This window comes from Thermosipho ferrireducens (genome assembly GCF_017358165.1).
Classification (GTDB): Bacteria; Thermotogota; Thermotogae; order Thermotogales; family Fervidobacteriaceae; genus Thermosipho_B; species Thermosipho_B ferrireducens.
Genome location: NZ_CP071446.1, coordinates 1,951,973 through 1,976,199, shown reverse-complemented (window position 1 = coordinate 1,976,199; position 24,227 = coordinate 1,951,973). Strand labels below are relative to the sequence as shown.

Annotated in this window: 24 protein-coding genes; all 24 read left to right on the top strand. The window is 34.7% G+C overall.

Annotated features, from left to right (window positions below; genetic code table 11):
- Positions 1-14 precede the first annotated feature (14 nt).
- The 24 genes from JYK00_RS09705 to JYK00_RS09590 all read left to right on the top strand — a co-directional run bounded on the left by JYK00_RS09705 (position 15) and on the right by JYK00_RS09590 (position 24,215).
- A complete protein-coding gene (locus JYK00_RS09705) occupies positions 15-689 on the top strand; it encodes a DUF47 domain-containing protein (RefSeq protein ID WP_207566693.1) in 675 nt (224 codons plus the stop codon).
- 15 nt (positions 690-704) lie between these two features.
- A complete protein-coding gene (locus JYK00_RS09700; RefSeq protein ID WP_207566692.1) occupies positions 705-1,898 on the top strand; it encodes an inorganic phosphate transporter in 1,194 nt (397 codons plus the stop codon).
- A gap of 35 nt (positions 1,899-1,933) precedes the next feature.
- Positions 1,934-2,584: a hypothetical protein gene (locus JYK00_RS09695; RefSeq protein WP_207566691.1), complete on the top strand. Its 651-nt coding sequence runs from the start codon at positions 1,934-1,936 to the stop codon at positions 2,582-2,584.
- A 13-nt stretch (positions 2,585-2,597) separates the two neighbouring features.
- Positions 2,598-4,895 (top strand): endonuclease MutS2, encoded by a 2,298-nt coding sequence (locus JYK00_RS09690; RefSeq protein ID WP_207566690.1) that lies wholly within the window; start codon positions 2,598-2,600, stop codon positions 4,893-4,895.
- Positions 4,892-6,979, top strand: a complete 2,088-nt coding sequence (locus JYK00_RS09685) for a cell division protein FtsA (protein WP_228288165.1) — start codon at positions 4,892-4,894, stop codon at positions 6,977-6,979. The genes JYK00_RS09690 and JYK00_RS09685 overlap by 4 nt, the downstream gene beginning before the upstream one ends.
- A gap of 13 nt (positions 6,980-6,992) precedes the next feature.
- Positions 6,993-7,358, top strand: coding sequence for a carboxymuconolactone decarboxylase family protein (locus JYK00_RS09680; RefSeq protein ID WP_207566688.1), 366 nt, complete (start codon positions 6,993-6,995; stop codon positions 7,356-7,358).
- Positions 7,336-10,023, top strand: a complete 2,688-nt coding sequence (polA, locus tag JYK00_RS09675) for a DNA polymerase I (RefSeq protein WP_207566687.1) — start codon at positions 7,336-7,338, stop codon at positions 10,021-10,023. The genes JYK00_RS09680 and polA overlap by 23 nt, the downstream gene beginning before the upstream one ends.
- Positions 10,023-11,522 carry an exodeoxyribonuclease VII large subunit gene (xseA, locus tag JYK00_RS09670; protein ID WP_207566686.1) on the top strand — a complete coding sequence of 500 codons (1,500 nt, stop codon included), beginning with the start codon at positions 10,023-10,025 and terminating at the stop codon, positions 11,520-11,522. The genes polA and xseA overlap by 1 nt, the downstream gene beginning before the upstream one ends.
- Positions 11,431-11,715, top strand: a complete 285-nt coding sequence (locus JYK00_RS09665) for an exodeoxyribonuclease VII (protein WP_228288164.1) — start codon at positions 11,431-11,433, stop codon at positions 11,713-11,715. The genes xseA and JYK00_RS09665 overlap by 92 nt, the downstream gene beginning before the upstream one ends.
- Positions 11,693-12,229: a chromate transporter gene (locus JYK00_RS09660; protein WP_207566685.1), complete on the top strand. Its 537-nt coding sequence runs from the start codon at positions 11,693-11,695 to the stop codon at positions 12,227-12,229. Before JYK00_RS09665 ends, JYK00_RS09660 begins: the two co-directional genes overlap by 23 nt.
- A 4-nt stretch (positions 12,230-12,233) precedes the next feature.
- Positions 12,234-12,959, top strand: coding sequence for an NAD-dependent protein deacylase (locus JYK00_RS09655; protein ID WP_207566684.1), 726 nt, complete (start codon positions 12,234-12,236; stop codon positions 12,957-12,959).
- A 44-nt stretch (positions 12,960-13,003) separates the two neighbouring features.
- On the top strand, positions 13,004-14,005 hold the full coding sequence (locus JYK00_RS09650) for an esterase/lipase family protein (RefSeq protein WP_228288163.1): 1,002 nt from the start codon (positions 13,004-13,006) through the stop codon (positions 14,003-14,005).
- Between the two features lie 6 nt (positions 14,006-14,011).
- The gene (locus JYK00_RS09645; RefSeq protein WP_207566683.1) at positions 14,012-14,494 is read left to right on the top strand and encodes a DUF3242 domain-containing protein; all 483 of its coding nucleotides are present in this window, start codon (positions 14,012-14,014) and stop codon (positions 14,492-14,494) included.
- Complete coding sequence (locus tag JYK00_RS09640) at positions 14,491-15,150, top strand: ribonuclease HII (RefSeq protein ID WP_207566682.1); 660 nt, start codon at positions 14,491-14,493, stop codon at positions 15,148-15,150. The genes JYK00_RS09645 and JYK00_RS09640 overlap by 4 nt, the downstream gene beginning before the upstream one ends.
- On the top strand, positions 15,131-15,820 hold the full coding sequence (gene thyX / locus JYK00_RS09635) for an FAD-dependent thymidylate synthase (protein WP_207566681.1): 690 nt from the start codon (positions 15,131-15,133) through the stop codon (positions 15,818-15,820). The genes JYK00_RS09640 and thyX overlap by 20 nt, the downstream gene beginning before the upstream one ends.
- A complete protein-coding gene (locus JYK00_RS09630) occupies positions 15,817-16,164 on the top strand; it encodes a hypothetical protein (protein ID WP_207566680.1) in 348 nt (115 codons plus the stop codon). Before thyX ends, JYK00_RS09630 begins: the two co-directional genes overlap by 4 nt.
- Before the next feature lie 13 nt (positions 16,165-16,177).
- Positions 16,178-16,996 (top strand): bifunctional 5,10-methylenetetrahydrofolate dehydrogenase/5,10-methenyltetrahydrofolate cyclohydrolase, encoded by an 819-nt coding sequence (locus tag JYK00_RS09625; protein ID WP_207566679.1) that lies wholly within the window; start codon positions 16,178-16,180, stop codon positions 16,994-16,996.
- 26 nt (positions 16,997-17,022) lie between these two features.
- Entirely contained in the window at positions 17,023-17,385 is a 363-nt protein-coding gene (gene yajC / locus JYK00_RS09620; protein ID WP_207566678.1) for a preprotein translocase subunit YajC, read from the top strand.
- A gap of 14 nt (positions 17,386-17,399) precedes the next feature.
- Positions 17,400-18,833, top strand: a complete 1,434-nt coding sequence (gene secD / locus JYK00_RS09615) for a protein translocase subunit SecD (protein WP_207566677.1) — start codon at positions 17,400-17,402, stop codon at positions 18,831-18,833.
- A complete protein-coding gene (gene secF / locus JYK00_RS09610) occupies positions 18,830-19,738 on the top strand; it encodes a protein translocase subunit SecF (protein ID WP_207566676.1) in 909 nt (302 codons plus the stop codon). Before secD ends, secF begins: the two co-directional genes overlap by 4 nt.
- 67 nt (positions 19,739-19,805) lie before the next feature.
- The gene (locus tag JYK00_RS09605; protein WP_207566675.1) at positions 19,806-21,752 is read left to right on the top strand and encodes a sodium-translocating pyrophosphatase; all 1,947 of its coding nucleotides are present in this window, start codon (positions 19,806-19,808) and stop codon (positions 21,750-21,752) included.
- Positions 21,753-21,757: 5 nt separating this feature from the next.
- The gene (locus JYK00_RS09600) at positions 21,758-22,771 is read left to right on the top strand and encodes a 6-phosphofructokinase (protein WP_207566674.1); all 1,014 of its coding nucleotides are present in this window, start codon (positions 21,758-21,760) and stop codon (positions 22,769-22,771) included.
- A 20-nt stretch (positions 22,772-22,791) separates the two neighbouring features.
- Positions 22,792-23,550, top strand: coding sequence for an SAM hydrolase/SAM-dependent halogenase family protein (locus JYK00_RS09595; protein WP_207566673.1), 759 nt, complete (start codon positions 22,792-22,794; stop codon positions 23,548-23,550).
- Between the two features lie 44 nt (positions 23,551-23,594).
- On the top strand, positions 23,595-24,215 hold the full coding sequence (locus JYK00_RS09590) for an energy-coupling factor ABC transporter ATP-binding protein (RefSeq protein ID WP_228288162.1): 621 nt from the start codon (positions 23,595-23,597) through the stop codon (positions 24,213-24,215).
- The last annotated feature ends 12 nt before the right edge of the window (positions 24,216-24,227 follow it).

Sequence of the window (24,227 nt, the reverse complement as noted above, 5' to 3'; positions counted from 1 at the left end):
AAGGAGGGCACTTTATGAAAAGGTTCTTAGAAAGAATGTTTCCAGAAACTTCACCCACCACTCTTCTTGAGCATCATGCGGAGTTATGTATGAAATCCGGAAACCTGATAAAAAAAATACTGGATGACTATTTCAACGGCGAGGATGTTCTTAGATATTCTGAAGAAATAGACAAGTATGAAACAGAAGCAGATAAAATAAAAACTCATTTAAGAGAAATTTACACAAAACTCAGATGGAGTTATTTTGATCGAATTGATGCACTTGAAATAATACACAATCAGGATGCACTGATAGATGCAGTTGATGATTTTGTCAAACTACTTACTATGAATACAGTTGAGGACTGTCCTGGCGAAATTGTAGGTGAAATAAAATCGCTGGGCGAAATGGTAATCGATGCAATTCAGATGATGAAAGCTTCAGTGGAAGAACTAAAAGTGGTAGTTGAGTCGGATTTTTCACCGCAGGAAGTTCGAAAAGAAGATAACATCACGTTTGATGTTGAAAAGGATGAATCACGTACTGATTCCATAGGAATTTCGATAGGAAAAAAGTTATTTAAATTGAAAAATTCTTTAAACGCGGTGGATATAATATTCCTCAACAATATAGTTATACTTTTAATGAGAATAGCTGACAGAGCCGAAAATGTAGTTGAAAGAATTAGAATGATTATAAGATCGTAGGAGGAGGATTCAAAGATGATTTTAACCATAGCTGCATTTTTTATAGGTTTTGGTATGGCCTTTGCTATAGGTGCCAATGATGTTGCGAACAGTATGTCAACTGCTGTCGGTGCCAAAGCAATAACTCCAAAACAGGCTGTTTTTATAGCGGCTATTTTAGAGTTTCTTGGAGCATTACTTTTTGGAGCCCATGTTACAAAAACAATAGCAAAGGGTATTGTTTATCTTGATAGAATAGGAGAACCAAACTTTATTTTATACGGAGCTATTTCCGCGTTAATAGCTTCTACTATATGGATATTGTTTGCGACATTTTGGGGAATGCCAGTTTCAACTACACATTCAATAATAGGTGGAATGATTGGATTTGGATTAGCAGCTGGTGGTCTGAACGTTATTAACTGGATAACTCTTGCAAAAATTGTACTTACCTGGATTACTTCACCTCTCATAGGTGGAGCAATAGCATTTGTAATATTTAAATTTATTTCATGGTCAATTTTGCATAGAAAACATCCTGCAAAAGCTGCAAAATATGTTGCTCCATTGTTGTTAGGTTTAGCGTTTTATACTATCGGCACTCTTTTCGTGGTAAAAGTTATGAAAAACAATATAGTGATGGGGAATTTCATAGGAATTCCTGTAGGAATTGGAGCATTTTTTGTATCATATCTTTCATTGAGAAAAATTAAAAGTGGTTCAAACGAATACAACATTGTTGAAAGTGTGTTTAGAAAGGCTCAAATAGTTACTTCATGTTATGTTAGCTTTTCACATGGGGCAAATGATGTTGCAAATGCTGTGGCACCTGTTGCCCTCATATACACGATAATAACTGCTGGGAGTTTTACAGGAACTATTTCTATACCGAAATATATTTTGGCTCTTGGAGGTCTTGGAATATCAGTTGGTGTGGCTGTTCTTGGATACAAAGTAATGAAAACAGTAGGGCATGATATAACTGAACTTAATAACACCAGAGGATTTTCAATAGATTTTGCTACAGCTACAACTGTTCTTGTGGCTTCCACAATGGGTATGCCTATTTCTACAACTCACACCGTTGTGGGCGCAGTCTCAGGTGTTGGTTTTGCAAGAGGTATAGAAGTGGTGAATGTTGGAATATTAAAAAGTATAATTATATCGTGGTTTGTCACTGTACCGTTTGCAGCGGCAGTTAGTGCGCTCATTTACGTAATACTTGTTTAAATTATGATATAATCCTAAGAGAAGGAGGTGGGGTCATGAAAAGGTTGGCTTTATTCACGTTACTGCTGGTTTTTACTTTGAGTTTTTCGTTCTCATTAAATAGAGGGAGTTTTTTGGGGTTGACTATAATAAACCCTGCCACGTCGAGTATTGGCGAAGTTAAGCCTCAGTTTTTTGATACGCTGGCACTTTTATACTCTGTTGAGAAAAATGCTGATCCAGCTAATAGGTCTCCTTTATCTTATGGGTTTTCGCTTCTTACAAATATGAATCTCCCGGATTCTGAAGGCTATCAGGTTCGCGGCATGAGTTTCGACATAGCGGTAAAAATATTTGGCATTACCCTTTTTAATGAGGGTGAAAAATTACAGGTTGGATTTGAGGGGTCAGTATTACTTTTGCAGGAAATATTCAAGGTGAGAATAGTTGGCTCGACTTTAACAGATAATTTTTCAACATCTGATTTTGACCATTACAATAAAATTATTATACCGTCGATTAACCTGATCCCCGGATTAAGAGTGGATTTAAATATTGGAAAAAATTCATTTATAAGTGGACGTGTGGGATACGCAATTCCTTTTTATTTAGAAGCAAAAACAGAAACCGGGAAACCCATTAGTGCGTTAGATTTACCTAATCAAAATTCATTACAAATATCTATTCTGATGAATACGAACTTTTAATGGAGTGTAATTTATGAATTTAAAGAAGTACATTGATTGGAACATTGTAATTGAGCAATTTAAAAGATTAACTTTTTCAACACTTGGAAAAGACTACATAGAAAAAATTCAGAATGAAACTGCGTCAGAAGCAGAGTTTGTCTATTTAAAAGAATTAATAGACATTTTCAATACTTTGGGTTTGCCACCAGTTTCAAATTTTTCAAACATAAAGGATGTTATTGAAAAAACAAGAGCTGGTGTTATATTAGAACCTGAAGAAATACTTCTGGTCAGAAACTTTTTACGGGGTATTGAAGAACTCAAGATATTTTTTAAAAGTAGTAGATATAAAATCGGTTTTTATATATCAAAACTTGGAAACTATCAAAACCTTATTGAGGAAATAGAAAGAATTTTAGACGAAGATGGAAATATTAAAGATTCCGCATCTCCTATTTTAAAGAAAATAAGAAAGGATTTAAAAAACCTTTACGAAGAAACGAGAAGGAAAATAGATAAGTTTATATCGCAGCACTCAAAGCTTCTTCAAGAACCAACTTATACCATACGTAATGATAGGTACGTTTTTCCTATTAAAGCGCACGATCGTCATAAGATAAAGGGAATTGTTCATTCAACTTCTTCCTCGGGCGCAACGCTTTATGTTGAGCCCGAGGAATTCATTCATTTAAATGATCGTATAAAAACCCTTCTAAGTAGTGAGCAAATAGAAATTGCAAAAATTTTAAGAGGTTTGTCAAGCAAAATTCACGATAGATACGGTAAGTTAGTACAGGACATTGAACTTGTAGCACATTTTGATTCTTTGTATGCAAGAGCAAGATACGCCCTTATCCATAAGGGGATAGTTGTGCAACCTGATGGAGATTATCTCAAGTTGGTTAACGCTCGTCATCCACTTCTGGATGAAGAAAAAGTGGTGCCAATATCTATCGATTTACCTTCTGATAAGATGGGTATCGTTATTACTGGGCCAAATACAGGAGGAAAAACAGTCACTTTAAAAACTATTGCACTTTTTATCTTCATGGCAAAAGCGGGCTTTCCAATACTTGCTGAGGAAGGTACGCGTATTCCGGAGTTTAAATTATTTATAGATATAGGTGATGCTCAAGCAATTGTAGAAAATCTGAGTACCTTTTCTTCCCATATAGTCCGAATAGTACATGCCCTTGAAAATGCAGATAATAATTCTTTAGTACTTATTGACGAGCTGGGTTCAGGTACGGATCCTTTTGAAGGAAGTGCTCTTGCGCTTGGTATATTAGAAACTCTTATAGAAGAAAATATTAAATTCATTGTGACGACCCACATGACAAATGTCAAATTATATGCAATGGAACATGAAAATATTTTAACTGCCTCCATGGAATTTGATTTGGAATCTTTACAACCAACGTATAGAATTCTGCTGAATACACCTGGAGCATCGCACGCTTTTGAGATATCGGAGAAACTCGGTCTACCTTCTGAAATAATCGAGAAATCTAAAAGATTTTTAAATGAAGAACATTTAAAGGTTGAAAAAATAATTCAAAAGCTTGACAGAAAAGTAAGCGAGTTGCACAAAGAAAAAACAAAACTTGAGCATCAGATAAAAGAGTATGAGGAATTGAAAAAAAGGTATGAAAAGAAATATGAAGTTTTAAAATATAAAAGAATAGAGGAAATAGACGCGGAATTGAGAGAGCTCTACAAAGAAGTCAGAAATGTTAAGAAGAACCTGCAATTGGCGTTGCACAGTTTAAATGTGAAAAACTCAAATCTTGTGAGAAAAAGATTAAACGAACTTGAAGAGAAGCAAAAGCTATTTGAAAAGCTTCATGAAAAAGTTGAAAATATTAAAATCACAGGTGTTAATGAACCTGGCGGAGATATTGTAGAAGGATGCTATGTGCGGTTGATAAATGGAACTACTGTGGGAAAAGTTTTGGAAAAGAGAGGGAACAAATTTTTAGTAGATTTTAAAGGTTTGAAAGTTGAGGTCAGAAAAAATCAGTTAATTATTTCTGCACCCCCTGAGGAAACAGAAGATTATAGTCAAAATATTTTTACACAAAGTTATTTAAAAACGAATGAGATAGATCTCAGAGGTAAAACTGTTTCTGAAGCTTTGGAGATAGTAGATAAATTTTTAGATGACCTTGTACTTTCAAATTTCTCAACAGGTTATATAATTCATGGGAAAGGAACAGGTAGTTTAGCAGCTAATATCTGGAACTTTCTTAGAAATGATAAAAGAGTTAAGACTTACAGATTCGGAAGGCAGGAAGAAGGCGGTATCGGAGTCACTGTTGTGGAGGTGTGACGTTGGTTTTTGCTCTGGATGTTGGGACGCGAAAAATTGCTGGTTTATTGGCATCAATTGATGAAAATGAAAGAATAATTATTCATGACATCGTGATAAAAGAACATGAGCATCGTGCGATGCTTGATGGACAAATCCATGATGTGGACAAGGTAGCAAAAACCGTTAGAAAAGTAAAAGAAGAGTTAGAAAAGAGAAATAATATAAAGCTTGACAAAGTCGCGGTAGCGCTTGCTGGAAGATTTCTTAATACACAGATTGGGAAATATACAGAAAATGTTACACAATTTTCGGAAATAAATTCTGAATTAATAACTCGTATAGAATTAGCAGCGGTTGATAATGCCGTGGAAAAACTTCAAAAAGAAAATATGTATTGTGTAGGTTATTCGGTTATTCGTTATGAATTAGATGATACATGGTTAAAAAGTTTGCAAGGACTTAGGGGAAGCAAAGCTTCTGTGGAAGTTGTTACAGCCTTTTTGCCTGTCCAGGTTGTAGATGCAATGGTTTCAGTGTTGAGAAAAGTAAATTTAACAATGACTCATATGACATTAGAACCAATTGCAGCAATTAACGTAACAGTACCAGAAGACCTCAGAATACTAAACATAGCAATGATTGATGTTGGGGCAGGTACAAGCGATATAGCTATTTCCAGGGAAGGAACTATAATAGCATACGGGATGGTTCCTCTTGCTGGAGATGAAATAACAGAAGCTATAACAAAGGCTTTATTGGTTGATTTTTCAACTGCTGAGGAAATAAAAAGGTGGCTTGCAGACGGTAAAGAGGCTTATACGTATAGAAATATACTCGATAAAGAGAAACAGATCCACAGGAAAGAATTAATAAACATAATATCTCCTGTTTTGGAAAATATTACAAAAAATATTGCAGATGAAATATTAAAATTGAATGGAGAAAAGCCCCAGGTTGTGATGGTTATCGGTGGTGGCGCAAAAGTTCCAGGTTTTATAGAAAACCTGGCAAAATACCTTGAAATAGACAGTGAAAAAATATCTCTTAAAGACGCAAAAAATCTAAATATTGAGGATAAAACAGAAATTATTCAGGGAAGTGAATTTGTTACGCCAATAGGTATTGCTTATACAGCTCTCACAAAAAGTGGAGCAATATTTGAACAAGTTTATGTAAATGATACACCAATTCAACTTATAGGTTTTACGGGAAGTCATACGATAGGTGATGTGCTCCTTCAGTGTGGGTACACAATGGCTGATATAATGGGAAGACCCGGGAATTCATTAATACTGGAAGTTAATGGAAAGATGTTAGTAAAAAAAGGGCAAATGCCAGTGCCTGCTCCTATTTTTGTGAATGGCAGGAAAGCAAATATACGTGACAAAGTGCGACATGGAGATAAAATAGAAATAGGAAGACCTAAGCATGGGGATGCTATAAAAGTTCGTTTGTATGATATCGTACCTCCGATTTACTTAAAAATCAAAGACAGAATCAAAAACTTCTACCCGCCGGTTATGTTAAATGGAATGGTAACAAGGGAAAACGTAGCTTTAAAAGATGGAGATAAAATAGAATATGATCCTGTTTATATAAAAAGTATTCGCAAAGAACTGGAAAAAGAGCTTGCATCTGTTGAGTTTTTTTACAACGATGTGTATATGGAAAAGAAAGTAGGAGAGGTCAGGATTTTTAGAAATGATCTTGAACTTAAAGATGAAAATAAAGCAGAACCTGGTGAAACTTTGAAAGTAGTAATAAGCGAGACTCCAATTACAATCAAAGATATTACAAAAGGTGAAATCAAAAAAGTTAACATAATATTGAATGGGGAACGAACAACAATTGAAAAAGATTCACTTCTTTATAACGTAAATGGTGTAATTGTAAGCAAGGAATATCAGATAAAAAATGGAGATAAGATTTACTCGACTGTAAGTGAAGAAAGTGGTATTATCGTGGCAGACATACTTCAACTCTTTGATATAGATTTGAGAAAGGTAAAAACTTACAGACTTCTTAAGAACGGTAAAAACGCTTATTTTACTGAGTTACTTGAGGACGGAGATGAAATAACATTTACTTATGAGCTAAAATGAAGGAGGTTAACTCATGAGTTTGGCTGAATTTAAGGCCTTCCGCGAAAAAATGAATGAAAAAATATTAAAAGAGGGAACTTTAAATACCAAAAGATTTTTTAATCTTGACAGCGCTGTTTACAGAAAAGGGACTTTATCAGAAAAAACAAAAGAGTTAATGGGATTGGTAGCGTCATTGGTATTAAGATGTGATGATTGTATTACTTATCACATTGTTCGCTGTGCGCAACTTGGGACTTCTGATGAAGAGTTTTTTGAAGCGTTTGATGTGGCGCTCATTGTTGGAGGCTCAATTATAATTCCACATCTAAGGCGAGCGGTGAATTTACTTGAGGAAATCAGGGAGATGCAAAAACGTGGCAAAGATGTTCATATTTGATGGAACAGGATTGGTTTATAGAGCGTTTTATGCCATTGACCAATCTCTTCGTACAACGACAGGGTTTCCAACAAATGCGGTGTACGGTTTAACCAAAATGTTGATTAAATTTCTCAACAAGCATATATCATCAGGTAAAGATGCCTGTGTATTTGTAATGGATTCAAAAGGTGGGAGTAAACACAGAAAAGAACTAATGGAAGCTTATAAAGCAAATAGACCTGAAACACCTGAGCTGTTGCAAAAACAAATTCCATACATTGAAGAAATTGTCGAGGCGCTTGGAATAAAGGTAATAAAACTGTCTGGTTATGAAGCCGATGATATTATAGCAACTATATCTAAAAAATCTTCAAGTTTATTTGAAACGGTAAATATTGTTACTGGAGATAAAGATTTATTACAGCTTGTATCAGAAAATGTGTTTGTATGGAGAGTGGGTAGAGGAATAACAGATATAAAATTGTATACACGTGATACTGTTTTTGAAAGGTACAAAGTATATCCCGAACAGTTCGTTGATTATCTTGCGCTTGTTGGAGATCCAATAGATAATATCCCGGGTGTTTCGGGGATAGGTGAAAAAACTGCGGCGAAATTACTTAACAAATATGGAACTATTGATAATATTTTGAATAATGTAAATCTATTAACACCAAAACTAAAGGAAAAAATATTAAATGGCCTGGATGATCTCAAACTTAGTAAGGAGCTTGCAACTCTTATTTATGATGTACCCATAGAGTTTAAACATGAAGATTTTAAATATAAAGGCTTTAATCCATCTCATTTACTTGAAATCCTTAAAAAGTACGAATTTTCGAGTATCATAAAAGAACTGAAACTATATGAGTCTTCCAGTACTTTTGAGTCCAATTATAAAATAATAACTAATCTTGAAGATCTTAAAAAATTAGAAAAAGAAATAGATTCAATTAGAACTTTCTCGATAGACAGCGAAACAACTTCACTTGATCCTTTTGAAGCAAGAATTGTGGGTATATCTATCGCTACAGCTGAAGGAAAAGCCTATTACATACCTGTGGCTCATAAAAAAGGTAAAAACATAGATTTTGACGTTTTAACTGCTTTTTTGAAAAGAATTTTGGAATCACCTGATTATAATATAGTTGGGCAGAATTTAAAATATGATTACAAAATTTTCAAAAAATATGGTATAGAACCTTATTTTCCTCATTTTGATACCATGATAGGCGCTTATCTTTTGAATCCAAACGAAAAACGATTTAACTTAAATGAGTTAGCTATGAAGTTTTTAGGTTACAAAATGATATCGTATGAAGAGGTTGTCGATACTAATGCTCCGCTTTTTATTAACGACTTTTCCTATGTCCCTGTTGAAGAGGCTGCCAGGTATTCGTGTGAAGATGCTGATATAACTTATAGATTATTTAGAATATTAAGTCGAAATATTTATGAATCTCATATGGATGAATTGTTGAATAATATAGAAATGCCTCTCATCAATGTTCTGGCTGAGATGGAGCTAAATGGTGTTTATTTTAATAAAAACTATCTTTTTAAACTCTCTAAAAATATGGAAAGTAAGTTAAATAATTTGAAAAATAAAATATTTGAAATTGCTGGCGAAGAATTTAATGTAAATTCTTCAAAGCAGGTAGCTTATATACTCTTTGATAAACTTAAACTTCCAACTTCTAAAAAAACGGCTAAAGGTGTTTTTTCCACAGATGCGGAAGTACTCGTAGGACTCGCAGAAAATTATGAAATAGCAAGATTATTACTTGAATACCGAAAAATTCAAAAATTAAAAAGCACTTATGTTGATACTATACCAAATGTTATAAATCCATTTACAGGAAGGGTGCATACAACTTTTCATCAAACAGGGACTTCTACTGGCCGGCTAAGCAGTTCAGAACCAAATTTGCAGAATTTACCTTCAAGAACTGAAGAAGGTCGTGAAATTCGAAAAGCTATACAACCTCAAGAAAATAATTGGTGGATTCTTGGAGCAGACTATTCTCAAATAGAGTTGAGAATTCTTGCTCATATGAGCGAAGATGTCAATTTGATAAGAGCATTTAAAGAAGGTATGGATGTCCATAGTTTAACGGCTTCGAGGATATTTGGTGTTTCAGAAGAACTAATTACAGAAAAGATGAGGCGGATAGGTAAAATGGTTAACTTTGCTATCGTTTATGGTGTATCCCCTTATGGTTTATCTAAAAGAATAGGCCTCGATATTTCTGAAACCAGAAAAGTTATCAACAATTATTTCAAATACTATTTTGGAGTTTTTGAATACATTCAAAAAATGAAAAATTTTGCTAAATCCAATGGTTATGTAGAAACTCTCCTTGGTAGAAGGCGAGAGATTCCTCAAATAACGTCGTCAAACGCGAATATAAGAGCTGAAGGAGAACGTATAGCTATAAATACACCAATTCAGGGAACCGCGGCAGATATTATAAAACTCGCTATGATAAATATATATAAAGAATTAAGAAGAAACAATATGGAAAGTAAAATGATTTTGCAGGTGCATGACGAATTAGTTTTTGAAGTACCAGACAAAGAATTAGAAGACATGAAAGAACTTGTAAAAAATGAAATGGAAAACGCCGTAAAATTGAGGGTACCATTGGAAGTGGAACTTTATTATGGAAAAGAGTGGGAATAATGCCAAAAAGAAATGACATTATAGAATTTAACAATTTAATTGAACTTTATGAATACGTAAAACATAAGATAGATTTAACAGGTATAACCTCAGAGAGAATGAGATTTCATGCCGATGTTGTGCGTGCTAAATCTCACAAAACGGGTATTTATATTGATGTTTCTCAGGAATATGTCGGTCGGAATGGAAAGCGAAATATAGAAATTACTGTATATATTCCAGCCTACATTGCGCTTACGGTGTTATCGAGAATTGGGTTGAGACGCGCGGAAGACCTTGTTGGGAAAAAGTGGGTGTTTCAGGGGAAACTTTCTCTTTACAAAGATAGAATGAGTTTTACTTTTTATGCGGATACCATCGCCCCTATTGGTGATTCAGAAATTGAAAAAAGAAGAAAAGAGATAATTAAAATATTAAAATCAGAAGGTCTTTTAATGGAGAGTTATCATGATCTTAGTGAACTTGAACCTATTAAGAAAATAGCTATTATATCTTCAAAAACTGCTGCGGGCTATGAGGATTTTCTAAAAAATTTAACAGTTCAGCAGAGTTACAAACCAATTGTTCATCTTTACGAATCTCCAATGCAGGGCGCTGAAACGCCGTCTGGAGTTATCATGGCTTTAAGAAAGATTAAAAAATCAGGTATAAACTACGATGTTGTGGTAATTGCAAGAGGCGGTGGTTCAACCAGTGATTTAATGTACTTTGATGACTTAAAACTTGGTATAGAAATAGCGCTTTTTAACGAATTTTGTCCGGTGTTATCCGGTATAGGTCATGAAAGAGACTATACTGTACCTGATTATGTGGCATGGAAAAGATTTGCCACACCAACGGAAGTTGCCAGAGCTATTTCCAAACAAATAGAAGATAATGTAAGAATTTTAGACATACATGCAAGAGAAACAGAAATATTTATCAGAAATTTATTAGAAAAATTCAGAAGAAAATCAGATACAGAAATAATTAACACCATAAGAACTTTACTGCATAATTCCTTTCAATCTTATGGTAAAAATTTAAACGAGTCTCAAAAAAACCTCAAACTAAAGATTGAATCTTTAATAAAAACGCGTGGTCAAACTATTTCAAAAGAATTTATCAAATATATATCAGACCTTTTAAAAAGTAAAGTTGTAAACCAATACAATTACCTTAGAAACACAAAAATGTATATTTCACAAACAATTATAGACAAAATTTCTTCTGGAGATAACTCTTTAACCGAGCTTTTCAACGATCTGGTAAAAAAAGGTGGATATGCAACTTCGCTCCTTTTTGGTGGAGCTGTGCTCAAAAATAAGAAAAAAATAATAGTTAGTGTAAAAGATGTTAAAAAGGGTGATATAATTTCCGGTTATTTAAAAGATGGATGTCTAAAATTAGAAGTTAGGGGTGAAAACGATGCTGGATATAAAGAAAACTCTGGCACTGAATACACAGGAAATGGAAAAGTTAACCTTCAAAGAGTTAGTGGAACAAATAGAGGAAATTAAAGAATATTTCCATCAAAATGATGTTGATATAGAATTAGCTTTAAAGTTATATGGAAAAACAGTGGACCTACTGGCGATTGCCAGGGCAAAGTTAGTAAACTTTAAACGTGAAAAAGAAGAAATTGACCAAAAATATAAAGAGTTTATTGAAAGGCTGGAAAGTTCAGAGGATGAGAACGAAATCCCATTCTAATATCTGGCAGTTGTTTACCACGCTTTTTGGTATTTCTTTGTTTGCAATAGGTGGTGGATATGCTATTATCCCGGTGTTTCAAAAAAAGCTTATTAGAAAAGGTTTTATGAAAGAAAAAGAGTTTATAGATTTGCTTTCTATTGCTCAGGCGTTGCCTGGACCTATATCTGTTAATGTTTCTATACTTGTTGGTGAACATTTGTTTGGGATTTTTGGTGCTGTAATTAGTGTAGTAGCAGTGTTAACTCCTCCTATTCTGGTGATAATGGGTGTAGGACTTGTACTGAGCGAGTTTTCGTCAAATATTTACGTCAAACATTTTTTTGAAGGAGTTTATGGTGCAATAATTGGTCTGGTAGCCGGCGTACTATACACTATAGTTAAAACTCAAAAATGGAACAGAAAAAAAGCTCTTCTGATTGTTTCTGCATTTATTATATACATTTTGTTAGGAAAATTTGTTGCGCTTATTTTTGCATTAACAGTGATTATATATATTATTCGAGGGTGGTGAATAGTTGTTCAGAAAGGCAATTGAATTACTTAAAACATCCAGAACGGTGGTTTTAACTGGTGCCGGAATAAGTACGCCAAGTGGAATTCCGGATTTCAGGAGTAAAAACGGGTTATATCAAAAATATGGGCAGGAGATATTTGATATAAAAGAATTTTATTCAAACCCTTCTCGGTTTTACAATTTTGCAAAAGAAGCTATTTTCCCAATGATTAGTGCCAAGCCGAATTTAGCTCATAATGTTCTGGCATGTCTTGAAAAGAATAAATTTGTATCGGGTATAATTACTCAAAATATTGATAATCTGCATCAAAAAGCGGGAAGTGCAAACGTTATAGAACTCCATGGGAATGTGTCAAAATACTACTGTGTAAGCTGTAAGAAACATTATAAAGTGGCTGATGTTCTGAAACTTATGGAGCAAAATGACATACCAATTTGCGAATGTTCCGGTTTGATAAGACCGGATATAGTTTTTTTTGGAGAAGAACTACCAGAGCAGGCATGGAATAATGCTGTAAAATTAGTGGAAAATTCAGATTTGATGTTAGTAATTGGTTCTTCCCTTGTTGTTTATCCCGCAGCTTATTTGCCAGTATTTCACAGAAATCGTGGTGGGAAAATAATTATTGTAAACAAAGGACTCACCGAATTAGACGAAATAGCAACAGTGAAGTTAGAAATGGATGTAATAGAATTTGCAGAAATGGTTGAAAGGGCATTGTGCTGATTAAAAAATTAACAAGAATTTATTACTCAAGTGAGGATTAAATTGTGAGAAGAATTACAATATTACTGTTGTGTTTTTATGCTTTTTTCATTTCAGGTTTTAGTTTACCTTTATATGAATATAAATTAAAGAACATAGTGGTATATAGAAGTCTCGAAAAGCTTGAAGATCCATTTTTTAGTTACGATTCAATAGATATTAAAGATTGGAAGCCTTTTGCCCCCCAGCTGTTAGAATTGCAGAAAGGTAAAACAATTATAATACTTGTTCATGGAATATCACCGCGGGAAGTATATAATCCATTGGACATTTATAAACAGGCTATGATAAACGCGTTTAAAAAAAGTATTCCTGATAACGTGGGACTATATCTTTTTTTATATCCTTCCTTAGTATGTAATTTTAAATCTACAGGAGAGTCCCTTGTGAATTTTACGAGAAAATTTGATAAATTTTATATTTATGCACACAGTCTGGGAGGTATTATTGTAAGGTATGCCCTTCAAAGCGAGGAATTTCAACAAAAAGTGCAGAAAGTTATTTTTGCAGGTACTCCACACAGAGGTTCTCCACTTGCCACGTTCCTTGCTTTAAAGAAAGAAATATTTAAAAATTTGAATCTTGATACTGTTGAGCTTATTAAGTTTGCTTTGATAACTTCAAATGCATTTGGCGCAAGTATAGAAGCACCTGTTTATAAAAAAATAATATTTGGAAAGAAATTTCCAGAGGTTCCAGATAATGTTAACTATATTAATTTTGTTGGAATACTTACATATAACTTTTCCAATACACGTGAAACTATTCAAAACATTCTTCTTTCAAATCCTTTAACACTGGCTGGATTGCTTCTGTTAAAATATATTTCTGATAATATTTTTCCAGAATCTTCGGAGTTTAGATTATCGGACGGAATGGTTCCATACGTGAGTGCTAATTATAATGATAAAAGTATTGTATTTTACGGTGCTAACCACGCAGACCTTGCAATGAGGCGTGATATAATAGAAAAGGCATTAGCAATTTTTGGAATTCTAAAGGAGTGAACTTTTATGAAAAAAGGCGTCATCATATTTTTTATTGTCTCAATGGTTTTTATTATTTCATCCTGTTCTTTCCTTATTAAAACACCTGTTCCTCCTGGGAGTTATACGTTAAAAAGTGCGGTGTTAATATTAGATGGAAGGTTTATATTAAAAGAATTTGGAAATACTAATGCGTTCGCAGATATAGTTTTAGGTGAGGGAGAATATGCGTTTTTTCAGAATTTTGATGGTATGATGTATGTATTTAAATACGATGATATTGTTCAAACGAAAAAATACTGGAAAAAGTTTTCGAGCAAAGTTGGAAACATTCTTAAAATAAATTACTACACCATTAACCTTTTTGATAGAGGTTATTTGAGAACAAGGTTTCAAAAAACAAATTTAGTAGCATGGTGGAAAGACAAATGGCTTTTTATAGTATCAGGAGAAAATCCAAATGAGTTAGTGAACTATATTGAGAGTGTGTACAGGATGGTGAACGAATGAAATTAGTTGGAGTAGATGAAGCTGGAAGAGGACCACTCTTTGGACCGGTAGTTGCTGCAGCAGTTTATTTAAAAAGGCGTATTGAAGGGCTTAAGGATTCAAAAAAGCTTTCTCCTGTTCAACGTGAAAAAATAATTATTGAAATTTACAAAAATGGTGTTGTTGGTATAGGTCTGGCTACCGCGGAAGAGATTGATAAATTAAATATACTTCATGCTACAGAACTTGCTATGAATCGAGCGTTGAAAATGCTCTCAAAGTATATAAGTTTTGAAAGCGTTCTGGTGGATGGGAAAAACCTTAAGCTGGAATTCAATCATAAATGCATAGTCAAAGGAGATGAAAAGGTTCCTGCTATTTCCGCTGCTTCGATTGTTGCGAAAGTTACGAGAGATAAAATAATAAGGGCGTACAGCAAAATTTTTCCAGACTATTTATTAGATACACATAAAGGTTATCCAACAAAAAAACATATAAAATTACTCGAAATTTATGGTGTAACTCCTCATCACAGGTTAACTTTCAAAAGTGTTGCAAGAAGACTTGATTTTACTCAGCTTGAAGAATGGCGGAAAAATGGTATTATAGATGAAGAGCGATACAAAAAAGTATTAGAGAAAATGGAGGTGCCTCTCTTTGGAATACAATGTCCTTGATCGTGGTTTTATAAGACTTGTAGATAATCTTGGAGACGATTATTCCGCTGTAAAAGCTGCGCGTGTATCTTACAATAAAGGTTTAAAAACCCCGGAAAAAGACAAAGCATTGATTTTTTATTTAATGAAACATGGTCATGAAACGCCATTTGAACATATAGTATTCACTTTCCACGTAAAAACTCCTTTATTTGTTGCCCGCCAATGGTTTAGACACAGAATAGGCTCATTCAACGAAGCAAGCATGCGATACACAGAATTAAAAGATGAATTTTATATACCAGATCACATTAGAGTAAACACATCAGATGATAAACAAAAGGGAATAATAATCGATAATGAAAATTTAAAAAACAAAACTATTGAAGCTATTAAAGGTGCTGTAAATAATTCATACAAAGTGTATAAAGAACTTTTAGAGGCAGGAATTGCCAGAGAGCTTGCAAGGATAGTTCTTCCGCTGTCAGCATATACACAATTTTACTGGACAGTGAACGCGAGAAGTCTTATGAATTTTTTGAATTTAAGAGCTGATTCGCATGCTCAGTGGGAAATTCAACAGTATGCTCTTAAAATTGCTATAATATTTGAAAAACTCTGTCCCTGGACTTATGAGGCATTTATAAAATATAAATATACGGGAGATTTACTCAAGGGGGAGAAAAAATGATGCTTGAAGAAATTGTTGAACTCCTTGAAGGGAAGGTAATTGTTAACAATGGACTTGATAAAAATATTGAAAAAGTTGCCGCATCAGATTTAATGAGTGATGTGTTAGCTTTTGGAGAAGAAGGCTCTTTGCTCGTGACAGGTCTTGCAACTCCGCAGTGTGTAAGAACTGCTGGAGTGGTAGGAATACCAGCAGTAGTGATAGTGAGAAATAGAGAGTTAATGCCTGAAACAATAAAGGCTGCTGAATTAAGTGGCGTTACGCTTATCTTAACAAGGTTTGGAATGTTCGAAACTTGTGGACTTCTGTTTCAGAAAGGGTTGAAACCTTTAAGGAAATTTTAGGGGGGATTTTCAAATGTATATAGATATTAAACCTTTATGGACCACAATAAAAAATAATATAATAGAAAAAATCTCAACCCTCAATAAAACAATTACATTAGCAGCGGTTACGTTGAAACCAGATGATGCAACACAGAATTACCTGAAAAATCAGGAGAAGCTTGCAAAAAAGCTCGGTATAAATTACTCGGTATATGAAGCGATAAATAGAAATCAACTTTTTAGTATTTTAAGAGAACTTTCTTCTGATAACAATGTCCATGGTATATTTGTGACGCATCCGCTGCCTGGAATAGAGGAGATGGAAGCTGTAAATATGATATCTCCAGAAAAAGACGTGGAAGGTCGGCATCCTTACAATATGGGAATGTTAATGTATGGCTCAGAATTTTTTGCTCCCTGTACAGCGGAAGCAGTTGTAAAAATTCTGGAAGATATTACAAAACTTTCTGGAGCAAATGTTGTGGTAGTTGGAAGAAGTACCACTGTTGGTAAACCTCTGGCAATAATGCTTCTCAGAAGGGATAGGAGCGCTACTGTGACTGTGTGTCACACAAGAACAAGAAATTTGCAACAAATTACCAGAAACGCAGATATTGTTATAGCTGCGGCGGGTAAGATAAATTTAATTACGTCAGACATGGTTAAAGAAAATAGTATAGTTGTTGATGTAGGTATAAATGTAACTGATAATGGGATTGTAGGTGATGTGAATCCGGAAGTTTCAGAAAAGGCTCTTGTAACACCGGTTCCAGGTGGAGTCGGACGTATAACTACTATTATCTTAATGGAACATGTAGTGAAGGCGGCAGAAAAACTAAAATTAACATAAATCATAAAAATTGAGGAGGTGCTTCTATGAAAAATTTTGTATTTGCAGGACCACCAGATGGTGGTGCAGTAGCTACTACTCCAACCGCTACACCAGGTGCTGCGGGAGGATTATTTCAGCTGGTTTTTCTGTTATTGATATTTTTTGTCATGATGTATTTTCTTGTAATTCTGCCTCAAAAGAGACGTGAAAAACAGTTTAAGCAAATGATATCTTCTATAAAACGTGGAGATACTGTTATTACAAGCGGTGGTGTTGTAGGGAAAGTTTTAGATGTAAAAAAAGATACATTAAAAATTAAGACAGCTAATACTACAGAACTTGAAATAGCTAAAGCATATGTCTCAAGGGTTATAAAGGAAAAAACTGAAACCCAAAATAGTAAATAAGGGGGTATATATAGATGCGTGGTGATAAAACACGGGCAATTATTTCATTAATTGTTATAGCTTTAGCTTTTGTAGCCCTGCTATGGCCTGGAGGAGCTAATTATCAGGGAATAGGTAAGCTATTTAGCAGAATAAAATTAGGTCTTGATATAAGCGGTGGTGCGCGTATAGAATATCGAGTTGATATAGAGCAATCTGTTGAGAATCCTTCGGAAATAGTAGACGATGTGTGGACAGTGCTTAGAAACAGACTCGATGCTGCTGGATATACAGAGGCTATAATTAAAAAAACTTTTAGAGAGGAAAATTCATTCATAGTTGTAGAAATTCCAGGTGCTACTGATACTGCAAAAGCAGAACAACTTATAGGTTCCACAGGTGTTTTATGGTTTGGACAGGTTGTAAATGAGGCAACGTCGAATCCTTTTACAGATCCAGCTTTAGTGAACGAAGCAAAACGCGAAAAAGCGCAATGGCTTCTGGATCGTGAAGGAAAAAAATGGTATCTTGTAAGACAGGAAATTGAGAAAATAACAAATCTTAAGCTGGTATCTCCAAGAATAGTAGAAGCAATGCCAGTAGTTGATCAAAACAATGTAGCAGGTTACGTTGTTTCTTTTACCATGGCAAAAGAATATGCTGAAATATTCAAGAAAATTACAGAGAAGCTGTATGTTCCAGAAGAAATTCTTAACAAAGGTGGTATAAGCTATCAACAGGCACTTAAAAAAAGGTTAGCCATTGTTCTTGATAATAGAGTTCAATTTGCTGGATTTGTGGTTGCCAAAATAACTGATGGTAAAGCTCAAATAAGAGGCAATTTTAACCTGGACGAAGCAAAACAACTTGCAGCTATTTTAAGAAGCGGTGCACTTCCAGCCCGGCTTGAAAAAACGTCTTCTGGATGGGTAGCGCCACTTCTTGGAGCGGATATAGTCAGAACTTCTTTAAAAGCTGGTATATGGGGAATAGGCATTGTGTTAGTTTATATGATTATTGTATACGGTGTAATGGGTATAGTAGCTGATATTGCTCTTCTCTATAATACGTTCCTGCTTCTTGGAATTCTTGCTGCTACTGGAGCTATATTAACACTCCCTGGTATTGCAGGTATCGTTTTAACAATTGGTACAACTGTGGATGGGAATATAATTATCTATGAGCGTATAAAGGAAGAATTAAGGAGAGGTAGTTCAATAAAAGCAGCAATTGCTACAGCATTTTCAAAATCTTTCTGGACTTTATTCGATGCTAACCTTACTACAATAATCGCTGGTCTTTTCCTTTACTATTTTGGAACAGGAACCATTAAAGGATTTGCTATAACGCTTATCATCGGTGTAATAGGTAGTTTATTTGTCAATCTTGTAGTTACAAGAGTACTGATTGATTCACTTTCTGGTGGAATAAAAGTCAAAGCTCCAAAAGAAGGGGGTGCCAGGGCATGATAGATTTTATAGGAAAAAAGAATATATTCATAGTTGTATCATTAGTTCTTATCGTGGCATCTCTTGTTAGTATGTTTACCAGAGGTTTTAATTATGGTGTGGAATTTCTCGGAGGTTCAGAAATTATATTAAAAATAGAGGCCAGAGTTGATGAAGCTTACGTGAGAAATTTATTGCAAAACCTGGCACCTGAATTTGAAAAATCTCGTATTACGCAGATAAAAAGTGTTGATGATCCAGCAAATATAACGAAGTTTTCTATAGTTGTTTCTCCAAAAGATGAAAATGGAAATCTCCGTGTTTATACCGGTGCAGAAAAAGCTAAAATAAAAGAAGAAATTGTTGCTCGTTTTAAAGAAAACGGGAAAGTAGCTTATGTTGCAGGATTTAATGAAACAAGTGGGTATGCTGCACAGGAAATCAAAAATTTGACATGGAAAGCTATATTATTTACTCTCCTTGCCATTTTGTTTTACATTACTATACGATTTCAATTTGTATTTGGCGTTGGAGCGATACTTGCATTAATTCACGATGTAATAATAACTCTTGGATTTTTCTCATTCTTTAATTATGAACTTAACGTTGCCGCTATCGCTGCCGTTTTAACTCTTATAGGTTACTCATTAAACGATACTATAGTGGTTTACGATAGAATCAGGGAAAATTTAAGACGCCAGAGAGGTCGCTCTATTGATACATTAGTTAATGATAGTATTAATCAGGTTATAAAACGAACAATCAATACATCACTTACTACCTTTATAGTTGTCTTCATACTTTTATTGTTCTCTGGCAATAGTATTAAACCGTTTGCATTTGGAATGACTGTAGGAGTAATTGTTGGAACTTATTCTTCCCTTTATATTGCAAGTCCTGTAGTTATAAAATGGATAAAGAAGTGACTTCCTTGCAAAAACTATACGTTGGGGGCGGTGCCCTCAACGTTACTTTTTAAGGGGGTAGAAAAAATTGAATAGTTTTTTAATAACAGGAGCGATAACTGCTGCAATAATTATTTATATAACATTTAAAGTACTGGATCATTCCCCTGGAAACAAGCAAACGAACAAGCTTTCAAATATAATTCAAAAAGGTGCCCGTTCATTTCTTTTTCAGGAGTATAAAGTTTTCTTTCCGGTAGTGATAGGGCTTTCATTGCTTTTTTCGCTAATTATAAGCTGGAAAGCTGGAGTCGCCTTACTTATAGGCTCTTTTCTTTCAACGTTAGCAGGATTTTTTGGAATGACGATAGCCACAAAATCGAACGCAAGAACTACCTGGGCTGCTACTAAAGGAATTGGAGAAGCTTTAAAGGTTTCATTCTCAGGCGGAGCTATTATGGGATTGACTGTTTCAACTCTTGGGATTGTTGGGCTTGCGGTAATTTATCGTATAACAAATGAAATAGAAACTATAAGTTATTATGCTCTTGGAGCTTCTCTTGTGGCACTTTTTGCAAGAGTTGGCGGGGGAATTTATACCAAAGCTGCTGATGTTGGAGCTGATATTGTTGGAAAAACTGAGGCAAATTTACCTGAGGACGATCCAAGAAATCCTGCCGTTATAGCTGACAATGTAGGAGATAATGTGGGAGATGTTGCAGGTATGGGGGCCGATCTTTATGAATCGTATGTTGGTTCCATATTTTCTGCATTAGCGCTTGGTATATACTATTTTGGAGAAAAGGGATTCAATACAGTTATATTTGTGGTTATATCTGGATTGATCTCTTCTGTAATTGGCATTTTCTTTACTTTATTTAACGCTGCAAAAACGCAAAACCCGGCTAACACACTTAGAACAGGTACCTTTGTTGCAAGTATTCTTACTTTGGCTGCAGTCTTTTTTTATAGCATTTTAAAGTCATGGATTGAAATTTTTATAGTAATATTATTGGGTATTATTGTTGGAGTTACAATAGGGTTGGTTACCGAATACTATACTTCCGGGAGAAAGATTAAAAAGCTCGCAAAGTCAGCTGTTATGGGCCCTGCAAATATTTTAATCAGTGGAACAGCTCTTGGTATGGCTTCAACTTTTGCTGTAACGTTATTGATAAGTCTTGCTGTTATACTCTCGTATAAATTTCTTGGACTTTTTGGGGTGGCGTTGGCAGGTGTTGGAATGCTCTCAACAATTGGAATTAGTCTTTCAGTGGATGCCTACGGACCTATCGCAGACAATGCCGGCGGGATAGCCCAGATGGCCGGTTTAGATCCAAAAGTCAGGGAAATAACAGATGCGCTTGATGCTGTTGGCAACACAACAGCTGCCATGGGGAAAGGTTTTGCTATAGGTTCCGCTGCATTAACCGCTCTTGCACTTTTTGCAAATTTTAGCAATCTTTCGGGTATTAAGAGCATCTCTCCAGGTGATCCGTATTTGTTTCTGGGAGCGTTAATAGGAGGTATGCTTCCATTCTTTTTCTCTGCTTTGACAATGAATGCTGTAGGTAACGCGGCAAACGATATGGTAAATGAAATACGTCGTCAGCTCAAAGAGATACCAGGAATTCTCACAGGGGAAGGCACACCTGATTATGAAAAATGCATTCAAATAGCAACTAAAGGGGCGTTAAAAAGAATGGTTCTTCCCGCGTTACTTGCTATAATAAGTCCCATTGCAATATATTTGTTTTTCACAGCTGTAGGTATCGCAGGTCTTTTAATAGGCACAACTGTGTCTGGTGTAATGCTTGCAATATTCATGGCAAATTCAGGTGGAGCCTGGGACAATGCTAAAAAATATGTTGAAGAAGGCCATTTTGGTGGCAAGGGATCTTTTGCTCATAAAGCAACTGTTGTTGGAGATACAGTTGGCGATCCATTCAAAGACACTGCAGGACCATCTATAAATATATTGATAAAACTTATGGCCATTACATCAATTGTTTTGATAACAATTGTAAGGAGGTAATAGGAATGAAGCGTGTTGGGATACTTTGTGTTGGCAATGATTCACCTGGAATAAACGCTGCTATACGTTCAGCGGTAGTTAGAGGATTAAATTTAAATATAGAAGTCGTGGGTATAAAAGATGGTTTTGAGGGGCTTCTAAGAGACGATTTAGATGTGCTTCTTCGACCAAATGTTTCTGGAATTCTTCATCAGGGCGGAACAATACTTGGCACTTCCCTTTTTGTCCCAGCTGAAGATGATGAGATAAACAAAGTGAAAGAAAAAGTTGAGCAATATTCTTTGACATCACTTCTTATAATTGGTGGTAGATTGGGAGCAAAAGCAGCTATAAATTTAATGAAATTTGATGTTCCTTCTGTTTTAGTACCAGCTACTATTGATAATGACCTTTCATTTACAGATTTTTCTATAGGATTCTTCACTGCTGTTGAACATGTTACAAACGCTCTTGACATTTTGCACTCTACCGCTGAAGCTCACCACAGAGTTATGATCGTTGAAACTATGGGACGACCCGGTGGATGGATTGCAACAGTTGGTGGGCTTGCTGGAGGTGCAGACTTTATAATTACAAATGCAGAAAAGATAAATTTTGAAGAATTGATAGACAACATAAGAAATAGATACGAGGGTAAAAAAAGATTTTCACTTGTTGTAATAGAAAGTGGAGTGGAAATCTCTGAAAAAATTAAAAATGAATGCGGATGTACAAACAATGAGAACGCTGCGGAAATAATAGGAAAGTTTATAGAAAAAAGATTAAAGCCAGAGTTTGACATAGAATGGAGGTATACAAACCTTGGTTACCTTCAACGTGGTGGTACTCCTACCGCTATGGATAGAATAATAGCAACTCAAATGGCATCCCACGTAATAGAAATGATCAAAGCTGGTAAGAGCTATCACGCTGTAGGAATAAAGGGATTTTCTTTAACAGAAGTACCCTATTCTGAAACGATGTTAAATATAAAACCAGTTGATTTTTATTTAAAAGAATTAACGAAACTATTCTTTTAATTTTTTAAGAGGTGAATAGCATGATTGCGTTTCTCACAGATTGGGGTAATTCTCATTATGTGGGAATTTGTAAAGGCGTGATAAGGCAGATAACAAATGATGAAGTAATTGACATTACTCACAATATTACTCCTTTTAATGTTAGAGAAGCAATGTATATTTTAGATAGAACGATGATTCATTTTCCAGAAGGTACAGTTTTCCTTGCAGTTGTAGATCATGGAGTTGGAAGCTTTAGAAAAGCGATTGCTGCAAAAACTGAGAAATTCTTTTTTGTGGGGCCAGATAATGGCATTTTTACACTGGTGTTTGAGCATCAGCCTCCTATTGAAATCAGAGAATTAAACAATAAAAAGTACCACTATTTAAGCTCCAATACATTCCATGGTCGCGATATTTTTTCACCTGCTGCGGCATACATTTCAAAAGGTATGTTTGAAGAGCTTGGAGATTTACTGCCAAATTATGCGACAATTCCTTACATAAAGCCAAAAAAATCTGAAAATGTTTTGAAAGGTGAAGTTGCTTATATTGATCGATTTGGTAACATTGAGACGAATATACCTTACGAATGGGTAAATAATAAAGAATATGTAAAATTAAGGGTGAGGCGCAAATTAATAAAGATACCTGTGACAAATTTTTATGCAGAAATAGGGAAAGGAGAACTTCTTGTCCACAACGATAGTACAGATTACATTGAAATTGCGGCAAACCAGGCAAGTGCGTATGAAAAATTGAAATTAACTCCGGGAAGTCTTTTGGAGATGATAATATAGAGTTAAAAATTGAAAATGTTACAGCAGAATACAACGGAAGTAAAGTGTTAAGTTCAATAACACTGACTTTAAAAACAAAAGAAGTTGCATTATTGCTTGGGGAAAATGGTTCAGGTAAATCCACATTACTTAAGGTTCTTGCAGGACTTTATCCATATAAAGGAACTATTTCGTGTACTGGTAATGCTGATCACAGTGATGTTACCGGGTATGTATTTCAAAATCCAGAAACTCAAATAATTGGTAGTACTGTCTGGGAAGACGTTATATTTGGTTTGGAAAACATCGGGTTGAAAAAAGAAGAAATAAAAAAAAGGGCAGAGTGGGTTTTAAAAGTTGTTGGTTTATATGAATTTAAAGATAAGGATCCTTTTTTACTTTCAGGAGGCCAGAAGCAAAAACTTGCTATAGCTTCCATTTTAGCTATGAGACCTGAGTTTTTACTATTGGATGAACCAACAGCCATGTTGGACAAATATGATAGAACTGCTGTAAAAGAACTAATTAAGGAAATAATAAGGTTGCAAAAAGGTATAATTATAGCAACACATCATGCTGAATTCTTTTTCGATATAGCGCAAAGAGTCATAGTTCTTTCAAGAGGAAAGATAATTTACGATGGATTCATTGAAAATCTTCCAGAAAAATTTATAAATCGTTTTTAAATATATACCGCA